Annotated in this window: 25 protein-coding genes; 13 read left to right on the top strand and 12 right to left on the bottom strand. The window is 63.6% G+C overall.

What is annotated here, in order from left to right; genetic code table 11:
• Window positions 1-2 precede the first annotated feature (2 nt).
• Genes ABWI03_RS14460 through ABWI03_RS14450 form a run of 3 tightly spaced genes read right to left on the bottom strand, consistent with a single transcriptional unit; the run spans window position 3 to window position 1,656 of the window.
• Window positions 3-356 carry a hypothetical protein gene (locus tag ABWI03_RS14460; RefSeq protein ID WP_387412440.1) on the bottom strand — a complete coding sequence of 118 codons (354 nt, stop codon included), beginning with the start codon at window positions 354-356 and terminating at the stop codon, window positions 3-5.
• Window positions 353-1,345, bottom strand: coding sequence for a C40 family peptidase (locus ABWI03_RS14455; RefSeq protein ID WP_298778334.1), 993 nt, complete (start codon window positions 1,343-1,345; stop codon window positions 353-355). The genes ABWI03_RS14460 and ABWI03_RS14455 overlap by 4 nt, the downstream gene beginning before the upstream one ends.
• Window positions 1,342-1,656: a type VII secretion target gene (locus tag ABWI03_RS14450; RefSeq protein ID WP_095969022.1), complete on the bottom strand. Its 315-nt coding sequence runs from the start codon at window positions 1,654-1,656 to the stop codon at window positions 1,342-1,344. Before ABWI03_RS14450 ends, ABWI03_RS14455 begins: the two co-directional genes overlap by 4 nt.
• Before the next feature lie 81 nt (window positions 1,657-1,737).
• Here ABWI03_RS14450 and upp point away from each other — a divergent pair, with 81 nt between their 5' ends.
• The gene (gene upp, locus ABWI03_RS14445) at window positions 1,738-2,361 is read left to right on the top strand and encodes a uracil phosphoribosyltransferase (RefSeq protein ID WP_007727319.1); all 624 of its coding nucleotides are present in this window, start codon (window positions 1,738-1,740) and stop codon (window positions 2,359-2,361) included.
• Here the strand turns inward: upp and ABWI03_RS14440 are convergent.
• Both ABWI03_RS14440 and ABWI03_RS14435 read right to left on the bottom strand, forming a co-directional pair.
• Window positions 2,358-3,950, bottom strand: a complete 1,593-nt coding sequence (locus ABWI03_RS14440; protein ID WP_166811045.1) for a phospho-sugar mutase — start codon at window positions 3,948-3,950, stop codon at window positions 2,358-2,360. The two genes, upp and ABWI03_RS14440, sit on opposite strands and share 4 nt — an antisense overlap.
• The gene (locus ABWI03_RS14435; protein ID WP_200315605.1) at window positions 3,947-4,744 is read right to left on the bottom strand and encodes a purine-nucleoside phosphorylase; all 798 of its coding nucleotides are present in this window, start codon (window positions 4,742-4,744) and stop codon (window positions 3,947-3,949) included. The genes ABWI03_RS14440 and ABWI03_RS14435 overlap by 4 nt, the downstream gene beginning before the upstream one ends.
• 67 nt (window positions 4,745-4,811) lie before the next feature.
• Here ABWI03_RS14435 and ABWI03_RS14430 point away from each other — a divergent pair, with 67 nt between their 5' ends.
• From ABWI03_RS14430 to ABWI03_RS14415, 4 genes are read left to right on the top strand one after another with little or no spacing between them, the layout of a single operon-like run.
• On the top strand, window positions 4,812-5,510 hold the full coding sequence (locus tag ABWI03_RS14430; RefSeq protein WP_095969025.1) for an enoyl-CoA hydratase-related protein: 699 nt from the start codon (window positions 4,812-4,814) through the stop codon (window positions 5,508-5,510).
• Between the two features lie 12 nt (window positions 5,511-5,522).
• Window positions 5,523-6,683 (top strand): M20 family metallopeptidase, encoded by a 1,161-nt coding sequence (locus tag ABWI03_RS14425; RefSeq protein ID WP_124566457.1) that lies wholly within the window; start codon window positions 5,523-5,525, stop codon window positions 6,681-6,683.
• Window positions 6,680-7,828, top strand: a complete 1,149-nt coding sequence (locus ABWI03_RS14420; protein WP_298778327.1) for a M20 family metallopeptidase — start codon at window positions 6,680-6,682, stop codon at window positions 7,826-7,828. The genes ABWI03_RS14425 and ABWI03_RS14420 overlap by 4 nt, the downstream gene beginning before the upstream one ends.
• A gap of 55 nt (window positions 7,829-7,883) precedes the next feature.
• The gene (locus ABWI03_RS14415) at window positions 7,884-8,960 is read left to right on the top strand and encodes a hypothetical protein (protein WP_200315601.1); all 1,077 of its coding nucleotides are present in this window, start codon (window positions 7,884-7,886) and stop codon (window positions 8,958-8,960) included.
• Between the two features lie 13 nt (window positions 8,961-8,973).
• Here ABWI03_RS14415 and ABWI03_RS14410 read toward each other — a convergent pair whose 3' ends face one another.
• On the bottom strand, window positions 8,974-9,444 hold the full coding sequence (locus ABWI03_RS14410; RefSeq protein WP_003940753.1) for a gamma-glutamylcyclotransferase family protein: 471 nt from the start codon (window positions 9,442-9,444) through the stop codon (window positions 8,974-8,976).
• Between the two features lie 154 nt (window positions 9,445-9,598).
• On the opposite strand from ABWI03_RS14410, the gene ABWI03_RS14405 reads away from it, so the two are divergent.
• A complete protein-coding gene (locus ABWI03_RS14405; protein ID WP_003940987.1) occupies window positions 9,599-11,002 on the top strand; it encodes an NAD(P)H-quinone dehydrogenase in 1,404 nt (467 codons plus the stop codon).
• A 182-nt stretch (window positions 11,003-11,184) separates the two neighbouring features.
• Window positions 11,185-12,366, top strand: a complete 1,182-nt coding sequence (locus ABWI03_RS14400; protein ID WP_298778322.1) for an aminotransferase-like domain-containing protein — start codon at window positions 11,185-11,187, stop codon at window positions 12,364-12,366.
• On the opposite strand, the gene ABWI03_RS14395 is transcribed toward ABWI03_RS14400, so the two are convergent.
• Complete coding sequence (locus ABWI03_RS14395) at window positions 12,347-13,132, bottom strand: CoA-transferase subunit beta (RefSeq protein WP_298778319.1); 786 nt, start codon at window positions 13,130-13,132, stop codon at window positions 12,347-12,349. The two genes, ABWI03_RS14400 and ABWI03_RS14395, sit on opposite strands and share 20 nt — an antisense overlap.
• Complete coding sequence (locus ABWI03_RS14390; RefSeq protein ID WP_124566453.1) at window positions 13,129-14,043, bottom strand: CoA transferase subunit A; 915 nt, start codon at window positions 14,041-14,043, stop codon at window positions 13,129-13,131. The genes ABWI03_RS14395 and ABWI03_RS14390 overlap by 4 nt, the downstream gene beginning before the upstream one ends.
• A gap of 84 nt (window positions 14,044-14,127) precedes the next feature.
• On the opposite strand from ABWI03_RS14390, the gene ABWI03_RS14385 reads away from it, so the two are divergent.
• A complete protein-coding gene (locus tag ABWI03_RS14385; protein WP_298778316.1) occupies window positions 14,128-15,024 on the top strand; it encodes a LysR substrate-binding domain-containing protein in 897 nt (298 codons plus the stop codon).
• Here ABWI03_RS14385 and ABWI03_RS14380 read toward each other — a convergent pair.
• Window positions 15,021-16,436, bottom strand: a complete 1,416-nt coding sequence (locus tag ABWI03_RS14380; protein ID WP_095969031.1) for an MFS transporter — start codon at window positions 16,434-16,436, stop codon at window positions 15,021-15,023. The two genes, ABWI03_RS14385 and ABWI03_RS14380, sit on opposite strands and share 4 nt — an antisense overlap.
• A gap of 191 nt (window positions 16,437-16,627) precedes the next feature.
• The gene (gene glpK, locus ABWI03_RS14375; RefSeq protein ID WP_298778309.1) at window positions 16,628-18,118 is read right to left on the bottom strand and encodes a glycerol kinase GlpK; all 1,491 of its coding nucleotides are present in this window, start codon (window positions 18,116-18,118) and stop codon (window positions 16,628-16,630) included.
• Window positions 18,119-18,226: 108 nt separating this feature from the next.
• Between glpK and ABWI03_RS14370 the strand changes: the two genes are divergently transcribed.
• The 3 genes from ABWI03_RS14370 to ABWI03_RS14360 all read left to right on the top strand — a co-directional run bounded on the left by ABWI03_RS14370 (window position 18,227) and on the right by ABWI03_RS14360 (window position 21,379).
• Window positions 18,227-19,969 carry a glycerol-3-phosphate dehydrogenase/oxidase gene (locus tag ABWI03_RS14370; RefSeq protein ID WP_003940825.1) on the top strand — a complete coding sequence of 581 codons (1,743 nt, stop codon included), beginning with the start codon at window positions 18,227-18,229 and terminating at the stop codon, window positions 19,967-19,969.
• A gap of 100 nt (window positions 19,970-20,069) precedes the next feature.
• On the top strand, window positions 20,070-20,612 hold the full coding sequence (locus ABWI03_RS14365; protein ID WP_200315592.1) for a hypothetical protein: 543 nt from the start codon (window positions 20,070-20,072) through the stop codon (window positions 20,610-20,612).
• Between the two features lie 50 nt (window positions 20,613-20,662).
• Complete coding sequence (locus ABWI03_RS14360; protein WP_298778303.1) at window positions 20,663-21,379, top strand: GAF and ANTAR domain-containing protein; 717 nt, start codon at window positions 20,663-20,665, stop codon at window positions 21,377-21,379.
• Here the strand turns inward: ABWI03_RS14360 and ABWI03_RS14355 are convergent.
• Entirely contained in the window at window positions 21,348-22,295 is a 948-nt protein-coding gene (locus ABWI03_RS14355; RefSeq protein ID WP_095969035.1) for a LysR family transcriptional regulator, read from the bottom strand. The two genes, ABWI03_RS14360 and ABWI03_RS14355, sit on opposite strands and share 32 nt — an antisense overlap.
• Before the next feature lie 153 nt (window positions 22,296-22,448).
• Here ABWI03_RS14355 and ABWI03_RS14350 point away from each other — a divergent pair, with 153 nt between their 5' ends.
• Window positions 22,449-23,825, top strand: coding sequence for an MFS transporter (locus ABWI03_RS14350; protein ID WP_298778298.1), 1,377 nt, complete (start codon window positions 22,449-22,451; stop codon window positions 23,823-23,825).
• Window positions 23,822-24,565 (top strand): 3-hydroxybutyrate dehydrogenase, encoded by a 744-nt coding sequence (locus tag ABWI03_RS14345; RefSeq protein WP_095969037.1) that lies wholly within the window; start codon window positions 23,822-23,824, stop codon window positions 24,563-24,565. Before ABWI03_RS14350 ends, ABWI03_RS14345 begins: the two co-directional genes overlap by 4 nt.
• Before the next feature lie 43 nt (window positions 24,566-24,608).
• Here the strand turns inward: ABWI03_RS14345 and ABWI03_RS14340 are convergent, their stop codons facing one another.
• Window positions 24,609-25,493, bottom strand: a complete 885-nt coding sequence (locus tag ABWI03_RS14340) for an aldo/keto reductase (protein WP_235171871.1) — start codon at window positions 25,491-25,493, stop codon at window positions 24,609-24,611.
• Between the last annotated feature and the right edge of the window lie 81 nt (window positions 25,494-25,574).

Genomic DNA, 25,574 nt, shown 5'->3' with positions numbered 1-25,574 from the left:
GTTCACAGCGAACGCATCCAGCTCGACGGAAGGCTCTGATCCTCGGCGGCGTCGACATCGGCCAGTTCGTCTCGGGTCGCGAGACCGAGTCGATCGAGAATCGCCGCCGGAACGCCGGTCGCCTCGAGCTCCACACGATGGAGGGCGCCGGCTTCGACGGCCGCTTTCGAGCACAGCGTGAGTATCTGTTGCGCCAACCGTTCCCCGCCGTACCGCAGTTCGTCCTGGCTGATCCGCAGGTCCACGGGAACGGCGTGCTCGGTGGCGCGGACTGCGATGGTTCCAGATCGGTTGACGGCGACGGCTGTGATGATCGGCGGTGATTCACGCATGTTCTCGGACATGTTTCCTGTCATTCCGTCGGACGGTAGAAGCCGTGAAAGCCCATGCCGCTGTTCGTGGTTCGGATGGCGCTTACCTCGACGGGATCGCCGGCCTCGATCATCTGGCCGCCGCCGATCACCATCGCGACGTGGCCGTCCCAGACCGCGAGGTCGCCCGGCATCAGATTGTTCTGATCGATCTGGTTCCCGATTCCCTGTTCCTGTGCCAACCTCGGAATGTCGACTCCGGCCTGGCCGTACGCCCATTGCGTCAACCCGCTGCAGTCCAGGCCGACTCCGGGTGTCGTCCCTCCCCAGGCGTAGGGGACACCCTGTTGAGTGAGTGCGTTGCGTACGGCGGCAGCGGCCTCGGCGTTCGGTGCGGTGGCTGTCGATCCGTCGGGAAGTTCAACCTCTACTCCGCCTGTGGAACCGGAGCCACCTGTGGCACCGGAAACACCTGTGGCACCGGAACCACTCGCAGAACCGGATGCGCCAGGCGCGGGTTCGGGTATCGGGACGGGTGGGATCAGCGCGGACATCTTCTCGGTCGACCCGGACAGCTCACCGCGTACCCGCTCGATTACCGATACCGCGCGTCCGAGGTGCTCCAACGCGGCCGACAGCAACATCAATTGCCCTGTCGGCGTCATGAGCGTCGGTCCGGCCTTGATCGCGAGGGAAAGAAAGGACTGAAGAATCTCACCGAGTTCGGTCATTCCCGCGGACACCGATGTTGTCGCTTCGTCCACGACACCGGCGATGTCGCTCCCACGATCGGCGAGATTTCGCGTCGACGCCTGCGTCTGCTCGGTTGTGGTCACCGCCGCAGTGAGTGCAGTCGACGAACTCTGCGAGGACGCGAGTTCGCTCAGAGCAGCGCTTCCCAATCGGTATGCGATCTCGAGGACGTCCGAAGCGATTCGGATACCGGCGTCGGGTCCACCGGCGCTGGGAACACCGGTCCCGACGGTGTCGACCAAATCGATGATCGGTCGTGCGAGAGCGTCGACGTCGATCATGAGCGTCCAGCCTCAGCGAGAGTCGTTCGTACCGATTCCTCGGAGTCGAGATAGGTGGCGTGGGCGTCGCGGGTGGCCGACTGGACACTGGAAATCACAGCGGACAGTCGATCGATGTCGTCGATGTGCGCTTGTTGTGCCCGGCCCGCGACACCGATGAAGTCGCTGCCGATCAGCCCCAGAACAGCGGCCAGAGCCAGGTGATCGCCGCCCGCCGCGTCCTGTCGCGCTTGGGCGACGTTGTCGGCCACAGTGCCCAACCGCGCAGCGAACTCCGCGATGCTTTCGGTGTCCAGATCCAGATTTGTCAACTTGTCTTCCCCCCGTTGCGCTTACTCCTTCTTGGACGCCGCGCGGGGTGCCCCGGTTCCCGAGGAACTATTCTGATGGTCATGCAAACGCACGTAGTCGACCATCCGCTCGCGGCGGCCCTCTTGACCACAATGCGTGACGCACGCAGTGAGAACGCGACTTTTCGTTCCGCACTTCGCAGGCTCACGCACATGCTGGTCTACGAGGCCATGCGTGACGCGGAGGTCGAGGAGTTCCCGGTCGACACCCCGGTAGCTGCGACGACGGGCATCCGGCTCGCGAAGCCGCCGTTGCTCGTCCCCGTGCTGCGGGCCGGTCTGGGGATGGTCGAACAGGCGAGTGCGCTGATTCCGTCGGCCGGCGTCGGCTTCGTCGGAATGGCACGAGACGAAGAGACGCATCAGCCGGTTCCGTACCTCGAATCCTTGCCGGCGGATCTGTCCGGTATCCCCGTGTTCGTGCTCGATCCGATGCTCGCCACCGGTGGTTCGATGGTGCACACCATCGACTTGCTGGTTGCGCGTGGCGCGACCGATGTCACGGCAGTGTGCGTTGTGGCCGCTCCGGCCGGTGTCGATGCGTTGGCAGCGTCCGGCCACCCGGTTCGTCTGGTCATCGCGAGCATCGACGACGGACTCGACGAGAACGCTTTCATCGTCCCCGGTCTCGGTGACGCCGGCGATCGGCAGTTCGGACCCCGCTAGAGCGAAAGGGCGAAGGTTCGGAGTTCGGCCAGCCGGGCCTTCGCCGCCTCGTGGGCGGTCGCGAGGTCGCCGCGGTTCGCGACCGGGACGACAACTTCGAGATAACACTTGAGCTTGGGCTCGGTTCCGGACGGTCGAACGACCACGCGGATCGACGGTCCGTCGAACATCACTGCGTCGGTGCGCATACCGCCGCGAACTTCGGCCAAGTCCTCGATCGTGACCGGCTCGCCCGCGAGTCGGCCAGGCGGATCGGCGCGCAGTCGTTTCATCATGTCCGCGATGTCGCTCGAATCCTCGACGCGGCGGGACACTTGGTCCCCGCGATGCAGTCCGAATTCGACGGCATAGTCGTCCAGCACGTCCAACAGGGTTCGGTTGCTGTCCGTGAGGGTGGCAGCCAAGTCGGCCACCAGTACGGCAGCCGAGATTCCGTCCTTGTCTCGCACCACATCCGGATCGACGCAGTGCCCGATCGCTTCCTCGTAGGCGTAAACCAGTCCGTCGCCGGCGCGCGTGAGCCACTTGAACCCGGTGAGTGTCTGCGCAAACCTCGCTCCGCGAGCTTTCGCCAACTTCGAGAGCAGAGTCGAGGAGACGATCGTCGTCGCCACCAACGAATCTTCGGGCGCCGTGCTCAGCACGTGGTCGGCCAGGAGCACCCCGGTCTCGTCGCCGCGCAACATGCGCCACTGATCACCGTCGCGAACTCCGACGGCGCAGCGGTCGGCATCCGGGTCGAGTGCGATCGCCAGATCAGCGTCGACTCTTCGGGCCAGTGCGAGCAGGCGGTCGGCCGCGCCGGGCTCTTCGGGGTTGGGGAAGTCGACGGTCGGGAACGTGGGGTCGGGATCGAACTGCTCCGCCACGACGTGCAGGTCCTCGAATCCTGCTGCTCGCAGAGCTGATATCGCAGTTTCGCCGCCGACGCCATGCATCGCCGTGAGCGCAATTCGGGCCGAGCGGGAGCTACCGTGGGGAAGGGTCGCGACGCGGGCGATGTATGCCTCGACCAGCGATTCGTCAGCTGGAATCACCGAGACTCGAGGGACGTCGGCAGCACCACCGACGCGGGCGATCTCGCTCTCGATTTCACGATCGGCGGGGGAGACGAGTTGCGCCCCACCCGACAGGTACACCTTGTAGCCGTTGTCGGCGGCAGGATTGTGGGAGGCGGTGATCTGGATACCTGCCGCTGCCCCGAGCCTGCGCACCGCGAACGCCACAAGGGGCGTCGGCAGTGGGCGGGGGAGCAGGGTCACCTCGAACCCGGCCGCCGCCATGACCTCGGCGGCAGCGAGAGCGAATTCCTCGGAACCGCGCCGGGCGTCGCGGCCGACGACGATGCGGGACCCGCCCTGGCAGCGAGCTGTCAGCCAGGCCGCCAGACCGGCCGTGGTTCGGATGACGACCGCGAGGTTCATGCCGTTGGGGCCGCCGCGCACTGGCCCGCGGAGGCCAGCAGTGCCGAACGCCAGTGGTGCGGAAAATCGTTCGGCCAGTTCATGTTCCGAGAGTGCTGCTAGTTCTGCGCGAGTGACGGGGTCCGGATCGGCGTCGATCCACTCGGTGACGTTCTGTGGTGTCACAGCTGTTCGACCAGTTGGCGCAGCAGCACTCCCATCCGGGCCGCCGATGCTTTGCCTGCCGCCAGCACTTCCTGGTGATCGAGCGGGGCGCCCGTGATTCCGGCGGCCAGATTGGTGACCATCGAGATGCCGAGCACCCGGGCGCCGAGCGCGCGGGCCGCGATGGTCTCGTGAACCGTCGACATGCCGACCAGATCGGCGCCGAGCGTACGAAGCATTCGAATCTCGGCCGGAGTCTCGTAGTGCGGTCCGGGAAGGCCGGCGTAGACGCCCTCGGCAAGGCCCGGGTCGATCGAGCGAGCCAGCGCGCGCAGCTCGGGCGAGTAGGCGTCGACCAGGTCGACGAACTCCGCGCCGACGAGGGGGGAGCGGGCCGTCAGATTCAGGTGGTCACTGATCAGCACCGGTTGCCCCACTGCGTAGTCCTCGCGGATACCGCCGGCCGCATTGGTGAGAATGACCGTGTCGGCGCCGGCAGCAATGGCTGTCCGCACCGGGTGGACGACGGTGGCGAGATCGTGACCCTCGTACGCATGCGCGCGCCCGAGCAGCAGCAGGACTTCTGTGTTTGCGACGCGCACCGAACGAATGGTGCCCGCATGGCCGAGGGCGGACGGTGGGGCGAAGCCAGGCAGATCCGCCATCGAGACTTCAGCTGTCACGTCCGCACCGGCGTCACCGAAGACGTCTGCGGCATCGGTCCACCCCGACCCGAGCACGATGGCGACTGACGGTGACGAAGAGCCAGTCATGGCGGACAGAGCAGCGGCGGCGGCCTCGGCGATCGTTCCCATGTGAGCAACCCTACTGAGGAGTCGGGTCGGTTCGCCGGGTGAGTTGGCGGGCGTTACTCTCCCATCCATGCCTTATCTCGAACGCGACGGCGACGTATTCATCCTGTACCTCGGCAACGAGGGCGAAACGGACAACGAGAACCGCTTCGGTCCCGAGTGGATCGACGCTGTTCACAGCAAGTTGGACGAGGTCGAAGCGCACGAGGGGCCGGCGGCCCTGGTAACGACGGCGACGGGCAAGTTCTACACGAACGGCCTGGACACGACGTGGATCTTCGGCAATCTCGACGGTCTGCCCGGTTACCTCGACAAGGTCCACACCATCTACAGCCGTTTGCTGACCTTCCCGATGGCCACGGTCGCGGCCGTGCAGGGGCACGCATTCGGCGCCGGTGCGATGCTCGCCTCCTCGCACGACTTCCAGATCATGCGCGCGGACCGCGGCTTCTACTGCCTCCCCGAGGTCGGACTGAACATGCCGTTCACAGTCGGGATGTCCGCGCTGTTGAACAGTCGTCTGCCCAAGCAGACGGCAGTCGACGCCATGACGACAGGGCGTCGCTTCGGCGGTGCCGACGCGCTTGCTGCCGGCATCGTGCAGGAAACGGTCGACGGCGAGGGAGTACTCGCCGCAGCAGTGGCCAAGGCGTCCGCACTGACGTCGACTCACGGCAAGAACTTGGCGGGAATCAAGGCAGGCATCCACCGCGATGCTCTTGCGGACCTCGCTCAGGTGACTGACAAGAGCAACTTCTCCTTCGGGTGAGACAATGATCGCGTGAACCAGAATGTCGACAGCGCAGTCAGGTCCGTAGAGGCCGATCTGATTGCGCTGTCGCATTCGATTCACAGCGACCCGGAACTCGCCTTCGAGGAGTTCCGCAGCGCTGCCAAAGTGTCGGACCTGCTGGCGCAGCACGGTTTCGCGGTCACCGACGGGATCGTCGACCTGCCGACGGCCTTCGATGCCACCTACGGCAGCGGAGAACTGGTCATCGCGATCTGCGCCGAGTACGACGCGCTGCCCGAGATCGGTCATGCCTGTGGGCACAACATCATTGCCGCCGCCGCGGTCGGGGCCGGCATCGCGTTGGCTACCGTCGCCGATGAACTGGGGATCACCGTCCGAGTGATCGGTACTCCGGCGGAGGAAACCGGTGGCGGCAAGGTCTTGATGCTCGAGCGTGGTGCATTCGACGGCGTCGGCGCGGCCATGATGGTTCACCCCGGACCGATCGACATCATCGGTGCCACCTCGCTGGCCTTGGCGGACATCGCCGTGAGCTATCACGGTCGCGAGGCGCACGCGTCTGCTGCGCCGGAATTCGGTCGCAATGCCGCCGATGCGGCGACGCTCGCGCAGGTGGCGGTCGGTCTGTTGCGTCAGCACCTGCAGCCAGGTCAGCAGATTCACGGAATCGTCAGTGACGGCGGCACGGCTCCCAACATCGTTCCGGCTCGGTCCGAATTGCTCTACTACCTGCGTGCCGAAACGGCCGCGTCGTTGGCCAATCTGTCCGAGCGTGCCGACGCCTGCTTCGCATCTGGAGCGCTCGGCACCGGGTGCACCCACGAAATCCGCACGGTATCGCCTACTTACACCGAGTTGACCCCCGACCCGTGGCTGGCTGCGGCGTACCGTGAACAGATCGTCGATCTCGGACGGGTGCCACTGGCAGCGGAATGGGAGCGCTCCCGTCCACTGGGTAGTACGGATATGGGTAATGTGACCAATGTGATTCCGGGAATTCACCCGGTCATAGGCTTGGATTCATCGGGGGCAGTGACACATCAGCCGGAGTTCGCGGCTGCGTGTATCACCTCCTCCGCAGATCGAGCGGTAGTCGACGGTGCAATTGCGTTGGCCCGCACTGCTGTCCGGGTAGCGTCCGATCCAGAACAACGCGCCCGTCTGTTGGAAGGGGTAGATCGCCGGTGAACGCGGCAATCGATACGTGGATTCACGCGCACACCGACGACCTCGTCGCGTGGCGTCGACACATCCATGCCAACCCGGAGTTGGCTCGCCGCGAGTACGCGACCACCGAATTCGTCGCCACCCGCCTCACTGCCGCTGGGCTGTCACCGAAGATCCTTCCCGGTGGCACCGGTCTCACGTGCGACATCGGACCGGATGGTCCACGAATCGGACTTCGCGCCGACATGGACGCACTGCCTATGCAGGAGGCGACCGGAGCGACGTACTCGTCCACGGTCCCCGGTGTGTCCCATGCCTGCGGCCACGACGCCCACACCACCATCCTGCTCGGCGCCGGATTGGCTCTGGCCACGTTGCCCGAACTTCCCGTCGGGGTTCGGCTGATCTTTCAGCCCGCCGAGGAAGTCATGCCGGGCGGCGCACTCGACGTCATTGCCGCGGGTGCGCTCGACGGCGTATCCAGAATCTTTGCTCTGCACTGCGATCCGCGACTGGAGGCAGGCCAGGTAGGTATGCGTCTGGGCGCGATCACCTCGGCTGCCGACACGATCGAGGTCGTCCTCGATTCTCCGGGTGGGCACACGTCGAGGCCGCACCTGACCACGGATCTCATCTACGCACTCGGCACAGTCGTGACCGGGCTGCCGGGAATGCTCAGCCGCCGTATCGATCCGCGCACCGGCACCGTCATGGTGTGGGGCGCGGTCAGTGCAGGTCAGGCGCCCAACGCGATTCCGCAGACCGGCATGATGACGGGCACGGTCCGTACCGGCGATCACGACACGTGGGAGTTGCTCGAACCGCTCGTGGAAGAAATCGTCCACGGACTGCTCGCACCCACCGGAGTTCGCTACCAACTCAACTATCGTCGCGGAGTGCCACCGGTCGTCAACGACGAGGTGTCCACTCGGATGTTCGAGGACGCCATCGCGACCGTCGGACAGGATGCTTTGGCCGACACCCCGCAATCCGGTGGTGGCGAAGACTTTTCGTGGTATCTCGAGACTGTGCCGGGTGCCATGGCGCGGCTCGGTGTGTGGTCTGGTGAAGGCGATCAGCTCGACATCCACCAACCGACTTTCGATCTCGACGAGCGTGCACTCGGCGTCGGTGTGAAGGTTTTGACGAGCCTGGTTCTGGGATAGTTCCGGTTCCCGTCGGGGGTACCGTTTTTCGTGTCGTTCGAGTGAAGGTACGGGCATGTCCATAGGTGTGGGAGTGCGAATCGGCACATTGGTGTCGACGGCTGTCGTTGCGTCGAACGATCCGGGGTCGGCCGATCCGGTGGTATTGGTCAGGGACACGATCCTCAATCAACGCAAGGATGGAACGACGGTGCTCGGCGGCACCGAGCAACTGGGCGCCGGCCGTGAGTTCGCCGAGAGTTGGTCAGGCTTTGTCGGCCGCGTCGGGGACCCGAGCGGCGTCGCTGGAACGGCCGATACTCGTTACCGCGCCGAGGATTTGGTGGCGACCTCGATTCGCTGTCTGTTGCAGGAATGCGAACCGCTGCCCGATCGTGGTGGGCGGAGCGGGGGAGCCCCCGACATCGTCGCCACGTACCCGTCGCGCTGGGACTCGTCCACTGCTGCCCTCATGAAGGACTCCCTGGTCTACGCGGGCCTCGAACGGGTCACACTCGTCTCGGATGCCGAGGCTGTGTCGGCGTGGTTCGAGTCGGAAATCGCAGCGCTCGCCGGCACGCTCATCGGCATTTATCACGTAGACGACACCGGGGCAGCAGTTACGCTGGTGCGTTCTGGTGTCGCGGCCGGCCGCGCGTTCGGCTTTGCGGGCGACGGGAGTTCGCCGAGTTCACGCCTCGCGACGGCACTGGGTGCATTCGGTTGGATGCCGGAGAACCTGGACGCCGTCGTCGTCACCGGTGACGGGGAGCCGGCGACAGACAAAGCAGCCATGATGTCCATAGCTGCCGGTATCGCCGAAAAGCTCGGTGTCCGATGTGAACTCGGTCCAGGACCCGAGCAGTCCGCCGCGCTGGGGGCCGCGATCCTCGCTGCCGGATTCACCTCGACGTCGCACACGATCGTGCCGATCGGATTGCCGCCTTCACACGACGTCACCGAGGTGTTCGACACCCTGGGACGCGAGAAGGTGGCGGCTGAAACCGTAGCCGGGGTGGCAACAGCCGAGCCGGAAACTGCAGTTGTCTCAGGCGAATCGGAGTCGCGCGGTTCGAAGCGTATTCTCGTCGGCCTGACGATTGTGGTCGTACTCGCAGCACTGGCAGTACTCGCGTATTTCCTGCTGCTGTGAGCAGGCGAGCGCTCTAGTCGGTCACTCCGTTACCCGGACCGACGTTGCGGCTGTTTCGCGTCCGCAACTCTCGTACATACTCGGCCGGCGCTCCGGCGATTTCGGCCGCGTCGGCCATCACGCCGATGTAGCGGGCCGACGGTAGTCCACCTTCGTACGCGTCCATGACGTAGAGCCACGCCAGTACCGCGTCGCCCGCCGTGTCGACACGCACTCGGATCTTGCGGTGCAGTCCCAGTTCGGCACCTTCCCAGCGGTCCAGACTCACTTCGTCCTCTTCCGGGACGTCGTAGAGGACCACGAAAACACTGGAGTCGGGGTCTTCGACCACGGTGGCGAGAGCCCCCTCCCAGCCGAGGTCCTCGCCGCTGAAGGTCAGGCGCCAGCCTCGCAGCCACCCTGTCCCGGACATGGGCGAGTGTGGGCAGCGCAACAACATCTGCTCGGGATGCATGTTGGAACCGTAGGCGGCATAAATCGACACGGGCGCAAGCCTAAACCGTGGTCCGAGGGTGTGGCGAAGCGGACCACCGGACGCAAGTAATCTGGTACAAGCACTGCGCGACACGTGGTGCTCGAATAGCGTGACACTGGTCGACGGGAGACCCCTGCCGGCCACGCGAGGACTTGGAGGACACATGACCCGGATCGTGATCATCGGTGGCGGACCCGCCGGCTACGAGGCGGCACTGGTAGCCGCGCAGCACGGGGCCACGGTCACCCTGGTCGATTCGGACGGCGTCGGCGGTGCGTGTGTGCTGTTCGACTGTGTTCCGTCGAAGACATTCATCGCGTCCACCGGAATCCGCACCGACATGCGTCGTGCATCCGACCTCGGCATCACTCTGGACCCGGAGCAGGCTTCGGTGTCACTGCCGAAGATCCACTCCCGAGTCAAGAGTCTCGCGTTGTCCCAGTCCTCGGACATTCGCGCACGATTGCAGACGGTGGGCGTCGAGGTTCTCTCCGGCACCGCCGAACTGACCGATCCGCTCCTCGGCATGGCAGCACACCAGGTTCGCGCGACACTCGGAAGCGGCGAGCAGAAGACCATCGACGCAGACGTCGTGTTGATCGCCACCGGCGCCAGCCCCCGCATCATCCCGGGAGCCGAGCCCGACGGTGAGCGAATCATGACGTGGCGTCAGCTCTACGACTTGGACGAGCTGCCCGAGCACCTGGTTGTGGTCGGTTCCGGTGTCACCGGTGCCGAGTTCGTCTCCGCGTACACCGAGATGGGCGTCAAGGTCACGCTCGTGTCCAGCCGTGACCGTGTTCTGCCCGGCGAGGATGCCGATGCGGCGCTCGTGCTCGAGGACGCCCTCGCCGAGCGCGGTGTCACTCTCGTCAAGCACGCCCGTGCAGACGCCGTCGAGCGCACCGAGAAGGGCATCGTCGTCAAGCTCTCCGACGGCCGCACGGTCGAAGGAAGCCACGCCTTGATGACCGTCGGTTCCGTCCCCAACACCAACGGTCTCGGCCTGGAGCGGGTCGGCATCGAGTTGGACAAGGGTGGGTACCTGCGTGTCGACAGGGTTTCGCGCACCACGGTTTCCGGTATCTACGCCGCCGGTGACTGCACCGGACTGCTCCCGCTCGCGTCGGTGGCTGCGATGCAGGGACGCATCGCGATGTACCACGCACTCGGTGAAGGCGTCAGCCCGATCAAGTTGAAGACCGTCGCGTCGGCCGTCTTCACGCGCCCGGAAATTGCAACGGTGGGTGTTTCGCAGGCAGCGATCGACAACGGAGAGGTGCCCGCTCGCACCGTCATGTTGCCACTCAACACCAACCCGCGCGCCAAGATGTCCGGTTTGCGCCGCGGTTTCGTGAAGATCTTCTGCCGCCCGGCTACCGGCGTGGTCATCGGCGGTGTCGTGGTCGCACCCACCGCTTCGGAACTGATCTTGCCGATCGCGATCGCCGTACAGAACAACCTGACGGTCAACGACCTGGCTCAGACGTTCTCGGTGTACCCGTCGCTGACCGGATCGATCACCGAGGCTGCTCGTCAGCTCATGCGGCACGACGACCTGGACTGAGAACAGACCAGAGTATTCTTACAATGTGAGATCTTCGTTTCACATACTGAAGCATTGGTGAGATAGTCGAGATGCCGACCGAATCAAGGGTCGGTATCTCGGCGCTCTCCCGCCCCGTTGACCCAGGACGGCTCAGGGTGTTTTTCCTCTGACCCTTCATTCTGCGTGCCTGGGAGCTTCACATGACACACGCCGCGCTGTCCGCTCGTATGGACGGACTCCGTAGTTCTGCAATTCGCGATCTACTCACCCTGACTGCCCGGCCCGACGTCATCAGCTTGGCCGGCGGACTGCCCGACGCCGATTTCATTCCGCGGGAACGAATCTCGAAGGCAGCCCACGACGCACTCGGTGACCCGTCGTCCGTTCAATACGGCGAGACGTCCGGCTTGCGGCGTCTCCGTGAGGTGATCGCCGAGCGCGAATCCTCCAAGATCGGGCGGGCACTCGACGTGTCCGAAGTTGTGATCACCCACGGTTCTCAGCAAGGTTTGAGCTTGCTCGCGCAGGTCCTCCTCGACGCCGGTGACGTCGTGGTCGTGGAGGAGCCGGCGTATACCGGTGCGCTGCAGGTTTTTCGAACGGCGCAGGCTCGTCTCGTTCCGGTCCAGCTGGACGAGGACGGGATGGACACCACCGCACTCGAAGCGAAACTCGACGCCGGTCTTCGACCCAAAGTTGTTCACACCGTCAGTAATTTCCACAATCCGCGGGGCGCGGTGCTCTCGGCGCAGCGCCGAACGCACCTGGCTGCCCTGGCCGACCGATATGGATTTTGGGTTCTCGAGGACGACCCGTACGGCGAACTGTACTTCGGCGAGCAACCGCCCGCGCCGCTGGCGGCGCTGTCGGACAGGGTGATTCGGCTGTCCAGTGCCTCCAAGGTGTTGGCGCCGGCGCTGCGAGTCGGCTGGCTGCACGGTGACCGGAAGGTCTGCGAAGCGGTCGAACTGATCAAGCAAGGCGCTGACCTGTGCGGTTCTTCCCTCACTCAGCAGATCACCGCAGATCTCTTCTCGGACCTCGAGTGGTTCGAAACGCACCTCGACATGCTCCGCGAGGGATACGGCGCCAGAGCCAAGGCCTTGGTTGCCGCTGCCGAGGCAGAATTGGGTGGCCTGGCACGCTTTTCCGAGGTCCGCGGCGGCATGTTCTGCTGGATGGATTTCCTCGGCGACGTCGACACCACCGAACTCCTGGGGGTCGCGCTGGAGCACGGCGTGGCATTTGTCCCGGGCACGGCCTTCGCGGTCGAGGCGGACCTCCGTCGAAGCGCTCGATTGTGTTTCGCGACGTATCCCGAGGCCGTGCTGATCGATGCTGTCGGCAGGCTCCGGGACAGTGTCACCTCAGGTACAGCCTGACCTTGTCGATAGTGTTGCGGAGCAGATCGATTTCCGCGCCGGACGGCGGGGTGGTGACAGTGACGTGGTCGGCGACGGCCAGATCCCATCCCGTCGACTCTCGCACCTGATCGACCGAGACGCCTTCGTGGACACTGGTCAGCTCCAACTCGCCGCCGGGGCCCTGGTGTGTCAGGACACCGAGGTTGGTGAATACCTTTGTCACTCCTGCACCTGCCGGCATGATGCCCTTTCCGCTGGCGTGGGCGCGAGCGGGGCTTGGTGAGGTGCAGAAGTCGAGCTCGGCGGGGAAGGAACTGAGGTCGTGGCGGCGCATCACGACGAAGATCTCGGCGGCGTTCGCGATGATCTCGACGGCCCCGCCTGCTCCGGGCAGTCTGACCGTCGGGTTCTTCCAATCACCGATGAAACTTGTGTTCAGACTGCCCGTTCGATCGATTTGAGCGGCCCCGAGAAATCCGACGTCGACGTTGCCGCCTTGTAGGACATAACCGAAGAGCGCGGCCATACTGAGCACGGATTCGGCACCGGAGACCACGACGGAGTCGGCGATACCTTCGGCCATGGCCGAAGGATGCGCGCCGCACACTCCGGATTCGTAGATCAGTTCGACGTCCGAATTCGACGTGTGCCGCGCGAGATCGACTGCGAGCGTGGGGAGTCCGACTCCGGCGAAAACCCGGCGCTTACCCGCCAACTCGCGTGCCGCGACGGCGACGATCGTTTCGGTCGAGGTGGTGTTACTGCTGACAATCGTAGTGGTCATAGTCTGCTCCCGTAGTCGACAGGTGTGGAGAGTTTTGATCCGACCTCGAGATCCGACCAGTAGTCTGCTCCGAGCTTGGCGAGATATTCATCGTGATCGCCAAGTGCGTACACCCATTCGTCGAGCCAATTTCTCAGCAGCGAAGGATCTTTGGAAATCTCGGTCCAGCGTCGGTAGAAGCCGCAGTCGCGGTCGTAGTATCCCTGTGCGTACGACGGGTGCGCGCCGCGCGGGCAGACCACAACTGCGTCGACTGCGTGCGAGGGAATCAGAGTTCGGCTCGGGTCTGACCTGATGACCTCGTCGTCGACCAGTTCTTCGACAACGACGATCGCCTTCTTCGCGGCGTACACGGCTTCCTGCTGCACCCCGGCGATGCCCCAGATCTGCGCGTTCCCGGACGAGTCCGCTCGCTGTGCGCCGATGATCGTCACATCCGGATTCAGGGGCGGCACAACGTAGACGCTCCCGCCGCCGTACGGATCCTCGACGAGTCGCAGTTGTGGGTTGAGCGCGGGTAGATCGCTACCGGCGTACGACCGCAGCGGGAAGAAGGGGAGCCTGGCGGCTCCCGCCTGATACCGGCACACCATGCCGTAGTGGCTGTATTCCTCGACTGCGAGGGGGAGCGGGTCCTGGTTCTCGATGCGTCTGCGTAACTCGTACAGGGAACCTGCGGAGCCGCTGGCGAAGAACGAGGCAACCAGCTTTCGGACGCAGCCGGCGGCGACGAGTTGATCGGAAACGATGTCCGGCGTCATCCGGCAGAGCGTGAGGTCCTTCCTGCCTTGCCGGATGATCTCGTGCGCCGCCGCAAAAGGAATGAGATGCGAAAATCCCTCCAGCGCAACGGTCATCCCGTCTTCGACGTATCGGCCGATGGCCTCTGTCATCGAGAGGGTCTTGTCCACGGGTGTACCTCTTCTTGTTCTCTCGCGCACTCGGTCGGTTTCGGAAACTTGACATGTTCGGCCGGTGTGGCGCAACAATGTCGGGTGGAAATTCATCAGATCAACGCATTTCTCGCGGTGGCTGAGGAGCTACATTTCGGCCGTGCGGCACAGCGGCTTCGGATTGCGCAACCGCCGCTGAGTCGAACGATCCGGCAATTCGAGAAACAGCTCGGTTCGCCGTTGTTCGATCGAAGTACTCGAACTGTGCGGCTCACTGCTGCCGGTGAAGCGCTGCTGCTTCCGGCGCGCGAGATTCTGGACGCGTGCCGGATGGCCGAGATCGCGGTGTCGGCGGCAGGCAAGGGAACGACAGGTCGCGTTCGCCTGGGCTTTGCGGGAACCTCTTCGCACCTGCTCGTCGGGCGGTGGGCGAAATTGGTGAGAAAGACGAATCCAGGTATCGAATTCGTGCTCGACAGTTCCGCTTTCGCGAACGAAGCGTTGTTGATGTTGCTCGATCGACGACTCGACATCGGGATGGTCCGGTGGACTGTCCCACCGCTCGGGATCACGTCGAGATTGATCGCCGAGGAGGACTTTCTGGTGGCCATGTCGAAAGACCATCCGTTGGCGTCGAGGGAATCGGTTCGGTTGATCGAATTGGAGTCCGAGAATTGGGTGACGCTGCCGGCGGAACCAGGTTCGATTCTCCGAGAGTCACTGCTCACTGCGTCGAAGAACGCCGGGTTTCTGGCTCGGATCGTCCAGACGGCACCCGATTCGATGTCGTTGGTCGCGTTGGTGTCCGCAGAAATCGGATGCTCGTTGACGATTTCCTCGGTGGCCCGGAGCATCGTGAACCCGGATGTGGTCTTTGTTCCCGTCATGGATCCACCTCCTCCACTTCAACTGCGTATCGCCTGGCGAGAGGGAGACGACAGACCTGCTCTTCTCGAAGTGTTGAAATTGTCCGAGCAGGCGCTGCCGTCCCTGGCCTAGACGGTTGCCCGACCGGTAGCGATTTCACCCGCTTCGGATTGCGGTGAGTTCGACGTAGCGGCACGAGTGTTCTCGAGTTCGAGCTCGTCGTGATCCGCCTGCTCGGCCGTCGACAGTTCGCCCGCGTTGTACCCGGTGCGGCGGAGCAGCAGAAGGGTGCAGATCAGCGAGACAAGGGCGTACAGCCCGGACACGATCGCGACCCCGACGATGTTGCCGGACGTGTTGAGCATCCACTGCGCCAGTACCGGAGTTCCGCCGCCGACGACGAGGGAACACAGTTGGTACGCCGTCGACAATCCGGTGTAACGGATGTTGGCGGGGAAGGCCCGGGCGAGAACGCCGGCGATGGCGCCGTAGAACATCGAATGCGGGATCGTGGCCAGGCACATCGCGACGACCGCGATGGTGAAGTTCCCGGTTCGGATCGCGAAGAACATCGCGGGCATGAGTACGAACTCCGGTATCACCATCAGACACATGGCTTTTCGCATGTCGATCTTGGAGACCAGGACGGCACCGAAAGGTTGGACGATGAACTGCACGACAAGCGCGATCGCAATGGCGGCCAGGAAGGTACCTCGATCGTATCCCAGTTCTTTTGTAGCCCAAGACAATGCGAAGGTGTTCTTGAAGTAGGTGACCTGAGCGAGGGGGAGTGCGCCGGCGCCGAGAAGAACCAGTACCCAATGCTTGCGCAATACTTCGGCGAGTGGAAGCTTGACGACCTTCTTGCGGGCGAGAACGGCCTTCATCTCGTCGGACTCTTCGAGTTTGAGGCGGATGATCATCCCGAGAATGACCAGGACCGCCGAGATGATGAACGGGATGCGCCATCCGTACAGGAGGAACGACGGCGTCGGCATCGCGGACAGAAAGAAGAATGCGATGGTGGCCAACAGATTCCCGGCGGGTGAGCCCTGTTGAGCGAACGCGGAGTAGAGGATGCTCTTCCCCTTGGGCGCGTTCTCGCTGGCGATGAGCACTGCTCCGCCCCACTCGCCGCCGACCGCGACTCCTTGGATGACGCGAAGGGTGACCAGGCCGATCGGCGCCCAGATCCCGACCTGTGCGTAGGTGGGGAGGAGTCCGATGCCGACTGTGGCGACGCCCATCATCATCAAGGTGATGACGAGAGTGTTCTTGCGTCCGATCCGGTCGCCGAGGTGACCGAAGATGATCCCGCCGATGGGCCGGGCGAGGAAGCCTGCCCAGAGGGTGATGAAGGCGAGGAGAGTTCCGACTCCGCTCGGGAGAGTGTCGGAGAAGAAGATGTCGCCGAATACCAGGGCAGCCGCGGTGCCGTAGATGTAGAAGTCGTACCACTCGATAGTGGTTCCGATGAACGAAGCGATACCGGCTCTTCGGGCCTTGGCGTTGATCTCCTCGGAACTGCGAGTGGGTGAACTCATGCGTGGCGACCTTTCTCTGCATCATTCGTGGCGCCGAAACGTGGCGCGCCTGAATGAGATTCGCAGAGTGGTGTAGGTCACGTCCAATACCAAGTTGGTCGCCTATTGATACCTCTGAAGTATCAATAGGCGACCAGGATCAGCTTTTCCGGTATGGAAGACGTCTGAGCTAGCCCGAGTGATCTGGGTCGTTACTCGGACCAGTTGTACGTTCTCTCGACGGCCTTGTTCCACTCCGCGTACAGCCGTGCCCGTTCGGACTCGTCCATCGCCGGTTCCCAGGTCTGGCCGACGGCCCAGTTGTTGCGGATGTCGTCGGTGTCCGCCCAGTAACCGATGGCGAGGCCCGCTGCGTAGGCAGCGCCGAGCGCTGTCGTTTCGTTGACCACAGGACGGATGACGGGAACTCCGAGGATGTCCGACTGGAACTGCATCAGGGTTTCGTTGACCACCATGCCGCCGTCGACCTTCAGTGCGGACAGTTCGACGCCCGAATCCGCTCGCATGGCGTCGATGACCTCACGGGTTTGGTACGCCGTCGCCTCGAGCGCAGCGCGGGCAATGTGGCCCTTGTTGACGAAGCGTGTCAGGCCGACGATGACACCCCGAGCGTCCGGTCGCCACCGAGGTGCGAAAAGTCCGGAGAACGCGGGCACGAAGTAGGCGCCGCCGTTGTCGTCCACACTCGCGGCGAGCGGCTCGATGTCCTTGGCGTTCTGAATGATTCCGAGGTTGTCTCGAAGCCATTGGACCAAGGAACCGGTCACCGCGACGGAACCTTCGAGTGCGTAGACGGCAGGCGCTTCGCCGAGCTTGTAGCAGACGGTGGTCAGCAGTCCGTGTTTGCTGTGCACCGGCTTGGTTCCCGTGTTGAGAAGCATGAAATTGCCGGTGCCGTAGGTGTTCTTGGCTTCACCCTCGGAGAGGCAGGCCTGACCGAAGGTGGCTGCCTGCTGGTCACCGAGAATTCCGGCGACCGGCACACCTGCGAGATTACCGCGCGGGCGCCCGGTGCCGTAGACCTCGGACGAACTACGGATTTCCGGGAGCATCGACATCGGGATTCCGAAGTCCGCGCAGATCGATTCGTCCCACTGGAGGGTCTCGAGATCCATCAGCATCGTGCGTGACGCATTGGTGACATCTGTCACGTGGATGCCGTCGGTCAGGTTCCACACGATCCACGTGTCGACGGTGCCGAAGCACAATTCGCCGGCCTCCGCTTGTGCTCTCGCACCGTCGACGTTGTCGAGAATCCAGCGGATCTTCGGCCCGGCGAAGTAGGTCGAGAGTGGTAGTCCGGTCTTGTCTCGGTACTTGTCGGGACCCTCGTCGCCGCCCAGTTCGACACACAGTTGATCCGTGCGCGTGTCCTGCCACACGATCGCGTTGTAGATCGGCTTGCCCGTCGAACGCTCCCAAACGACGGTCGTCTCACGCTGATTCGTGATTCCGACAGCAGCGATGTCGGCCCGCGTGAGATCGACCTTCGCGAGAGCGCCGGCCACCACCTCCCGGGTGTTGATCCACAGCGCCACCGGATCGTGCTCGACCCAACCGGCGCGCGGGAAAATCTGCTCGTGTTCTTTCTGCGCAACGCTCACCACGGCGCCGTCGTGATCGAAGATCATGCAGCGGCTCGACGTCGTGCCTTGGTCGATGGCGGCGATGTATTGATTCACTGTGCTCCTAGGTTCGGGCGCGTTCGCGGTAATCCGTGCGCTGTCGCAGTATGTGGATCAAGCTACTAGCCTGTAAACGGATTCGTCGTCGACTTACAGGAGACCGGGTTGAGTAAGCAGCAAGGTGCGCAGTTTCTCGGCCCGCAGCAGCGCGAAGCTGCTTGGGAACAACTTCAGACCGAGCAATTCGACGTCGTCGTGGTAGGCGGCGGTGTCGTCGGTGTCGGGGCGGCCCTCGATGCGGCGACCCGCGGACTCAAGGTTGCGTTGGTCGAGGCCCGTGACTACGCATCCGGCACGTCCAGTCGCTCGTCGAAGATGTTCCACGGCGGTCTCCGCTATCTCGAGCAACTCGAATTCGGCCTCGTTCGTGAGGCGTTGCGAGAGCGTGAACTCTCGCTGACAACGCTCGCTCCGCACCTGGTCAAGCCGCTGAAGTTCCTGTTCCCGCTGGCTCACCGAGTGTGGGAACGGCCGTACATGGCCGCGGGTATCTTCCTCTACGACCGGATGGGCGGCGCCAAGTCGGTTCCCTCGCAGAAGCACTTGACGCGCGCGGGCGCACTACGCATGTCGCCGAGCCTCAAGCGCAGTTCGCTGACCGGTGGCATCCAGTACTACGACACCGTCGTCGACGACGCTCGGCACACCATGACCGTCGCACGGACCGCCGCACACTACGGCGCTGTCGTGCGAACGTCGACACAGGTCGTGGGATTTCTGCGTGAAGCGGACCGGGTCTCGGGAGTTCGTGTTCGCGACTGTGAAGACGGACGCACGGCCGAGGTCAAGGGCCACGTCGTCATCAATGCGACCGGTGTCTGGACGGACGAGATCCAGGCGCTCTCACGTCAGCGCGGACGGTTCCGGGTGCGAGCGTCGAAGGGCGTGCACATCGTCGTCCCGCGCGATCGCATCGTCAGTGAAGCCGCCATCATTCTGCGCACCGAAAAGTCGGTGCTGTTCGTCATTCCGTGGGGCAGCCACTGGATCATCGGCACCACCGACACCGACTGGAACCTGGATCTCGCGCACCCCGCGGCAACCAAGGCCGATATCGACTACATCCTCGGTCACGTGAACTCCGTGCTGGTCACGCCGCTGACGCACGCCGACATCGACGGTGTGTACGCCGGTCTGCGTCCGCTGCTTGCCGGTGAGAGCGACGAGACGTCGAAACTCTCGCGCGAGCACGCCGTCGCCCGGGTCGCTCCCGGTCTGGTCGCCATCGCCGGCGGAAAGTACACGACGTATCGGGTCATGGCGGAAGACGCCGTCGACGTGGCTGCAGAAGACATTCCCGCGCGCGTGGCGTCGTCGATCACGGAGAAGGTGCCGCTCGTCGGTGCCGACGGCTACTTCGCGTTGATCAACCAGACCGTGCAACTGGGTGAGCAGTACGGCTTGCATCCGTATCGAGTCAAGCACCTGCTCGACCGTTACGGTTCGTTGATCACCGAGGTCCTCGAACTCGGCCGCCAGACGCCGGAGTTGTTGCAGCCCATCACGGATGCGCCCGATTATCTCCAGGTAGAAGCTGTGTACGCGGCTGCGGCCGAGGGCGCCCTGCACCTCGACGACATCCTGGCTCGCCGCATGCGCATCGCGATCGAGTATCCGCATCGTGGGGTCAACTGCGCGCAACAGGTCGCCGGTTTGGTCGCACCGATTCTCGGTTGGGATGCCGCCACCGTCGAGCGTGAAGTCGACACCTACCGAGCACGTGTCGAAGCGGAGATCGAGTCACAGACCCAGCCGGACGACGAGTCGGCCGATGCCTTGCGCGCCGCAGCGCCGGAGTCGCGGGCCGAGATCCTCGAGCCCGTCGTCGTGGTGCCGGATCGGGTCTGAGTCGCCCGTCGTTTGCTCTCGCTCTGTCGTGGGTAGGCCGGATGACGAATCACCACCCGTGTCAGCACAGACCGGTCGAGCGTCGCCCAGGAGGATCCCAATGTTCGGTAGTCGGTCGAGGTCTGCTGAGGAGCACATAGCCACCGCTTATCTGGTCACTCACCTGTGCGGAGCGATGGTAGGGCTGCAACTCTCGCGGTCACTCTCGGACTCGTACGGTGCCTGGGCTGAAGGCGAGCTGGACTCGTTGCCGGGTGAGCTCGAGTACGAGATCGAACAACTGCTTCAGCTGATCGAGGACACGCAGGGCATATCGCTGCCGCGGTACTCCAAGATCGATGCGACGGTCAATCGGATCCGACGCCTCGTTCACGTCGACGCCATCTGGCGTAATCGCCTGGTCAAGCTGGCGACTCTCGAGATCATGCGGACCGCGCTGTGCGGCAAGAGCGCGATGTGGGAGGTTCTGAGAGACATCCCGGCCGGGGAGACGGAGGAGCAGTACCGCGAGCTCAACGACCTGGTGTCCAAGCAGATCAGGACCGTGACGGGACTGCATCACCGCGCAGCCACCGAGGCATTTCAGGGGGTGGAGGGGCGGCAATCGGCGAGCGGCGGCGACCCCATCCGCTCGAGTAAGTAAGGTTTGTACCGTTCCATGAAGAATTCGATGAACGGTAGACCCCGAGGTGTATGGAGATGGCTGAGCGCGACCAAGCACTGACAGAACCCAAGGCAGTGTTCGCGGCGTTGGCGGAGATTCTCTACTCCGCGGCGGACAGCGCCGAGGTGTACTCCGCGATCTGTTCGGCGGCCGTCGAGTTGATTCCCGGTTGCGACCACGCAAGTCTGATGCTGCGACGGGGAAACACCAACGTCACGGTAGCTGCCAGCGACGAGATTGCCGAGTACGCAGACGATCTCGAGCGGGCCACGGGTGAGGGGCCGTGCATCGACGCTCTCGACACGGAGGCGCCGCAGCTCGAGTCGGACCTTCGCACTCCGAATCAGTGGCCGGAATTCGCCCGGAAGGTAGTGGCGGATACACCTATTCGCGGCTCGATGGGGTTCCGACTGATGGTCGATCGTCAGAAGTTCGGTGCCCTCAACCTCTTCTCGGATACTCCGGGTGCTTTCACCGAGACCGTTGCCGACCACGCGATCATGTTGGCGTCGTTTGCGTCCGTCGCCGTCACCGCGCTGACCCGAGGAGAGGATGCCGACTCGCTGCGGCGCGGCCTGGCGAGCAGTCGCGAAATCGGTCAGGCCGTCGGTCTACTGATGGCGTTGCATCGTGTGTCCGACGACGAGGCCTTCGACATTCTCGTGCGAACCTCGCAGAACATGAACGTCAAGATCGCCGAGTTGGCGCGTAAGGTCATCGTCCAACATCGTTCGACTCTGGACTGAGCGCTTCGTTCGTCCCGGGTGAGCCGAGGAGTTGAGATCGCTTACGATCCACCGTCTCTCGAAGTGCCGTCACCACCGCTGCGACTTCCGGGCGTCGCAAGGATTCCGAACGGGCCACCAGCCAGTACGAAAGTCTGACTTCGATGTGAGCCGGCAGCACGCGAATCAGATCGTCGTGCTGCTCGGCCATGAAACAGGGGAGCAGGCCGATGCCGGCACCCGCGCGCGTTGCCTCGATGTGGACGAACACGTTGGTGGACGTGACGGCCTCGCGCATGGAAACCGTGAGCTTGCGAGCCAGATCGAGTTCGTCGACCTGCAGCATCGAGTCGATGAAATACACGAGCGAGTGTTCGGCCAGATCTTCGGCACTTTCGGGAACGGCGTTCTGACGTAGATATTCGCGGGAGGCGTACAAACCCAGCGCGTAGTCGGCCAGATGAACGGCTTCGGCGCGGTGAACTTGAGGCTTGCCGACAACAACCTCGATGTCGAGCCCCGAGCGTATCTGCGACGCCTTTCTGGTCGCGACAACTATCTCCACGCTCACGCGAGGATGGCGTCTGCGAACTGCTGCGCCGGCAGGGGCCGCGATGTACGCGCTGAATCCGTCGGTTGCCGAGACCCGCACCACGCCGTCGAGTTGCTGCTGACCGGTGGAGTCGAGCGCCAGTTCGTTCACCGCAGCCTCGATGCGCTCGGCCGCGTTGAGTGCTTGTCTGCCCAGGTCGGTCAACTCCCAGCCGCCGGACGAGCGAACCAGGACACGACCGCCGAGGCTCTTCTCGAGTGAGGCGATGCGGCGCGAGATGGTGGTGTGATTGAGACCCAGGTCGTCCGCGGCGGTGTTGAAGCGGCCGGTGCGGCCGACTGCGAGAAGGACGAGTAGGTCGTCGGGGCTCAGTCCGAAAGTCATATCTGCATTTTTGCACCTATATGGTGCGATATTTGCCATTGTCGCACCGTCAATCTGCACTGATACTCATCGAGTCACAAAAAATGTGCGAGCGGTCACATTCCTGATCGTGAAGAGCAGGCGAATCGCGAACTGAAGACGAGGGAGTCCACGATGAGCGTCGACAACATGCCGAAGCCCGAGAGCCAAGCCCCACCATCGGGGCTGAAGAAGGTGGTGGGCGCCTCGATGGCGGGTACCGTCGTCGAGTGGTACGAGTTCTTTCTGTACGGCACGGCGGCCACGCTGGTCTTCAGCAAGGTCTTCTTTCCCGGCGGCGGCAACGAGCTGGATGCGATCATCGCGGCTTTCATCACCTACGCCGTCGGATTCGCCGCACGCCCACTCGGCGGGATCGTCTTCGGATACTTCGGCGACAAATTCGGCCGAAAGCAGTTGCTGCAGTTCAGCTTGCTGCTGGTCGGTGCCGCGACCTTCCTGATGGGCTGCCTACCGACCTACGGTCAGATCGGCTACTGGGCGCCGGCACTGCTGGTCACGCTGCGCTTCATCCAAGGATTTGCCGTCGGCGGCGAATGGGGTGGGGCGGTACTCCTTGTCGCCGAACACAGCCCGAATCGGTCTCGCGGGTTCTGGTCGTCCTGGCCTCAGGCCGGCGTGCCGATGGGCAACCTGGTGGCCACTGTCGTGCTGTTGATCCTGACATCGACGCTCTCGGACGAATCCTTCGAGAGTTGGGGCTGGCGCGTTGCCTTCTGGCTCTCCGCAGTCATCGTTCTGGTCGGGTACTACGTTCGGACCAAGGTCACCGACGCTCCCATTTTCATTGCCGCACAGAAGGAAGCGGAACTGGTCAAGGCAACCTCGTACAGCGTTTTCGAGGTAGTCAAGCGTTACCCGCGCGGAGTGTTGACCGCGATGGGCCTGCGTTTCGCCGAAAACGTCATGTACTACCTCGTGGTGACCTTCTCGATCACCTACCTCAAGGTCGTCGTTCATGCGGACACGGCGCACATCCTCTGGTGGATGCTGATGGCACATGCCGTGCACTTCGCAGTGATTCCGTTGGTAGGCAAGCTGTCCGACACGATAGGTCGACGCCCGGTGTACATGATCGGCGCCGTCACCGCCGGAACGTGGGGATTCTTCGCCTTCCCGATGATGAACAGTGGGCACAATGCAGTCATCTTGTCGGCAATCATCATCGGGCTTGTGTTCCACGCGTTCATGTACGCCGGCCAACCCGCGATCATGGCCGAGATGTTCCCGACTCGGATGCGCTATTCCGGTGTCTCCCTGGGATATCAGGTCACATCGATCGTGGCGGGGTCACTGGCTCCGATCATCGCGACCGGACTGCTGAGCAAGTTCGATTCTTCGGTCCCCATCGCGATCTATCTCCTGCTCGCATCCCTGGTCACCATCGTCGCAGTCATTTTCGCGCGGGAGACCAAGGGAATATCGCTCGAGTCCGTCGACGCCGCTGACGCGCGAGTGCTCGCCGACGAGCGGGCCGGTGTGTCCGCATGACGCTCTCCGGTAAAACGGCACTGGTCACCGGCGGTGCCGGCGGGATCGGTGAGGCGTGTGCTCGACTCCTTGCCGCCCGCGGCGCGCGTGTGACCGTCGCTGATCTCGACGACGTCGCCGCGAAGTCGCTGGCCGAGGAGATCGACGGCACTGCGTGGGCCGTCGATCTCCTCGACACCGACCAACTCGTGGATCTGGCACTCGAGACGGACATACTCGTCAACAACGCCGGCATTCAACGGGTCAGTCCCATCGAGGATTTCGACGTCGAGGACTTCCGGAAGATTCAGCGCCTCATGGTCGAAGCGCCGTTTCTCCTCGCTCGGGCCGCCCTGCCGTACATGTATCGCAACGGTTTCGGCCGCATCGTGAACATTTCCTCGGTCCACGGGCTCCGCGCTTCGGCGTTCAAGAGTGCGTACGTCACGGCCAAGCACGGTCTCGAAGGACTGTCGAAGGTTGTGGCACTCGAGGGCGCCCCACACGGCGTCACCAGCAACTGCGTCAATCCGGGCTACGTCTTGACGCCCCTCGTGCAGTCCCAGATTTCCGACCAGGCAAAGGTTCACGGCATCAGCGAATCCGAAGTGGTCGAAAAGGTGATGCTCACCGAGAGTGCGATCAAACGGATGGTCGAGCCTGCAGAAGTGGCATCGCTGGTGGGCTGGTTGGCATCGACCGAGGCGTCGATGGTGACGGGGGCGTCGTACACCATCGACGGCGGGTGGAGCGCCAGCTAGACCACTCGTTTGGTTGGGTTGCTGGTCGGTCGAACTGCTGGGCTCAGGCCTCGGGAATCTCGATTCCGAACTTCTCGCGGGTGATGACTTCGGGTTCGGGGCCGCCGCGAACTCCGGTGTCGAGTGCGTCGATTGCGGAGAGTTCTTCGGCGGTGAGTTCGAAGTCGAACACGTCGAAGTTCTCCGCGATCCGCGAGGGAGTCACCGACTTGGGGATCACCTGGCGGCCCTGCTGGAGGTGCCAGCGCAGCATCACTTGTGCAGACGACTTGCCGTGAGCGGACGCGATGGCGCCGATGGTGGCGTCCTCGAGGGTCGAGCCGTGGGAGCCGTCGCGGTAGAACGTGATTCCGCCGATCGGCGACCATGCCTGAGACAGAATGCCGTGATCGGCGTCGGCCTCGAGCAAGGTCGACTGCCGGAAGTACGGATGGACCTCGATCTGGTTGACCGCCGGCACCACGGACGTTGCGTCCAGGAGTCGGGTGAGGTGATCCGGCATGAAGTTACTGACTCCGATGGCGCGGACCTTTCCGTCGGCCAGAAGCCTTTCCAGCGCCTTGTACGCGTCGATGGTGCGCTCGAACTCGCTCGGCAACGCCTGGTGGAGGATGAGGAGGTCGAGTTGTTCGACACCCAGTTTGCCGGCGCTCTTGTCGAAGGCATGCAGAGTCTCGTCGTACCCGTAGTCGGTGATCCAGACTTTCGTTTCGACGAAGATCTCGCCGCGATCGAGGCCGGATCGCCGGATCGCCTCACCGACGCCCTTCTCGTTGCCGTAGGCCGCCGCAGTATCGATATGGCGATACCCCGTCGACAGCGCGGACTCGACGGCGGCGACTGTTTCGTCCGGCGGCGTCTGGTAGACGCCGAAGCCCAGCGCGGGAATGTCGACGCCATTGTTCAGTTTCAGGGTCGGGATGCTCATGTCGTCCACGGTAGTGGCGGCGCTGGTCGGGCGGGAGTGATTGTTCAGCCGGGTAACGGCAGTACCCCTTCAGGCCTGGGA

This window comes from Rhodococcus baikonurensis (genome assembly GCF_040489275.1).
In the GTDB taxonomy this organism is placed as follows: Bacteria; Actinomycetota; Actinomycetes; order Mycobacteriales; family Mycobacteriaceae; genus Rhodococcus_F; species Rhodococcus_F baikonurensis.
This window is presented reverse-complemented; position numbering and strand designations above follow the sequence as displayed.

What these genes read in the sequence shown, in the direction of transcription:
- ABWI03_RS14455 (WP_298778334.1), bottom strand. Translation starts at nt 1,345, where the DNA reads ATGATCGACGTCGACGCTCTCGCACGACCGATCATCGATTTGGTCGAC.
- ABWI03_RS14380 (WP_095969031.1), bottom strand. Translation starts at nt 16,436, where the DNA reads ATGAGTTCACCCACTCGCAGTTCCGAGGAGATCAACGCCAAGGCCCGA.
- ABWI03_RS14345 (WP_095969037.1), top strand. Translation starts at nt 23,822, where the DNA reads ATGACGCTCTCCGGTAAAACGGCACTGGTCACCGGCGGTGCCGGCGGG.
- ABWI03_RS14400 (WP_298778322.1), top strand. Translation starts at nt 11,185, where the DNA reads ATGACACACGCCGCGCTGTCCGCTCGTATGGACGGACTCCGTAGTTCT.
- ABWI03_RS14395 (WP_298778319.1), bottom strand. Translation starts at nt 13,132, where the DNA reads ATGACCACTACGATTGTCAGCAGTAACACCACCTCGACCGAAACGATC.
- ABWI03_RS14355 (WP_095969035.1), bottom strand. Translation starts at nt 22,295, where the DNA reads ATGACTTTCGGACTGAGCCCCGACGACCTACTCGTCCTTCTCGCAGTC.
- ABWI03_RS14340 (WP_235171871.1), bottom strand. Translation starts at nt 25,493, where the DNA reads ATGAGCATCCCGACCCTGAAACTGAACAATGGCGTCGACATTCCCGCG.
- ABWI03_RS14435 (WP_200315605.1), bottom strand. Translation starts at nt 4,744, where the DNA reads ATGGGAACGATCGCCGAGGCCGCCGCCGCTGCTCTGTCCGCCATGACT.
- upp (WP_007727319.1), top strand. Translation starts at nt 1,738, where the DNA reads ATGCAAACGCACGTAGTCGACCATCCGCTCGCGGCGGCCCTCTTGACC.
- ABWI03_RS14365 (WP_200315592.1), top strand. Translation starts at nt 20,070, where the DNA reads ATGTTCGGTAGTCGGTCGAGGTCTGCTGAGGAGCACATAGCCACCGCT.
- ABWI03_RS14405 (WP_003940987.1), top strand. Translation starts at nt 9,599, where the DNA reads ATGACCCGGATCGTGATCATCGGTGGCGGACCCGCCGGCTACGAGGCG.
- ABWI03_RS14430 (WP_095969025.1), top strand. Translation starts at nt 4,812, where the DNA reads ATGCCTTATCTCGAACGCGACGGCGACGTATTCATCCTGTACCTCGGC.
- ABWI03_RS14415 (WP_200315601.1), top strand. Translation starts at nt 7,884, where the DNA reads ATGTCCATAGGTGTGGGAGTGCGAATCGGCACATTGGTGTCGACGGCT.
- ABWI03_RS14460 (WP_387412440.1), bottom strand. Translation starts at nt 356, where the DNA reads ATGACAGGAAACATGTCCGAGAACATGCGTGAATCACCGCCGATCATC.
- ABWI03_RS14350 (WP_298778298.1), top strand. Translation starts at nt 22,449, where the DNA reads ATGAGCGTCGACAACATGCCGAAGCCCGAGAGCCAAGCCCCACCATCG.
- ABWI03_RS14360 (WP_298778303.1), top strand. Translation starts at nt 20,663, where the DNA reads ATGGAGATGGCTGAGCGCGACCAAGCACTGACAGAACCCAAGGCAGTG.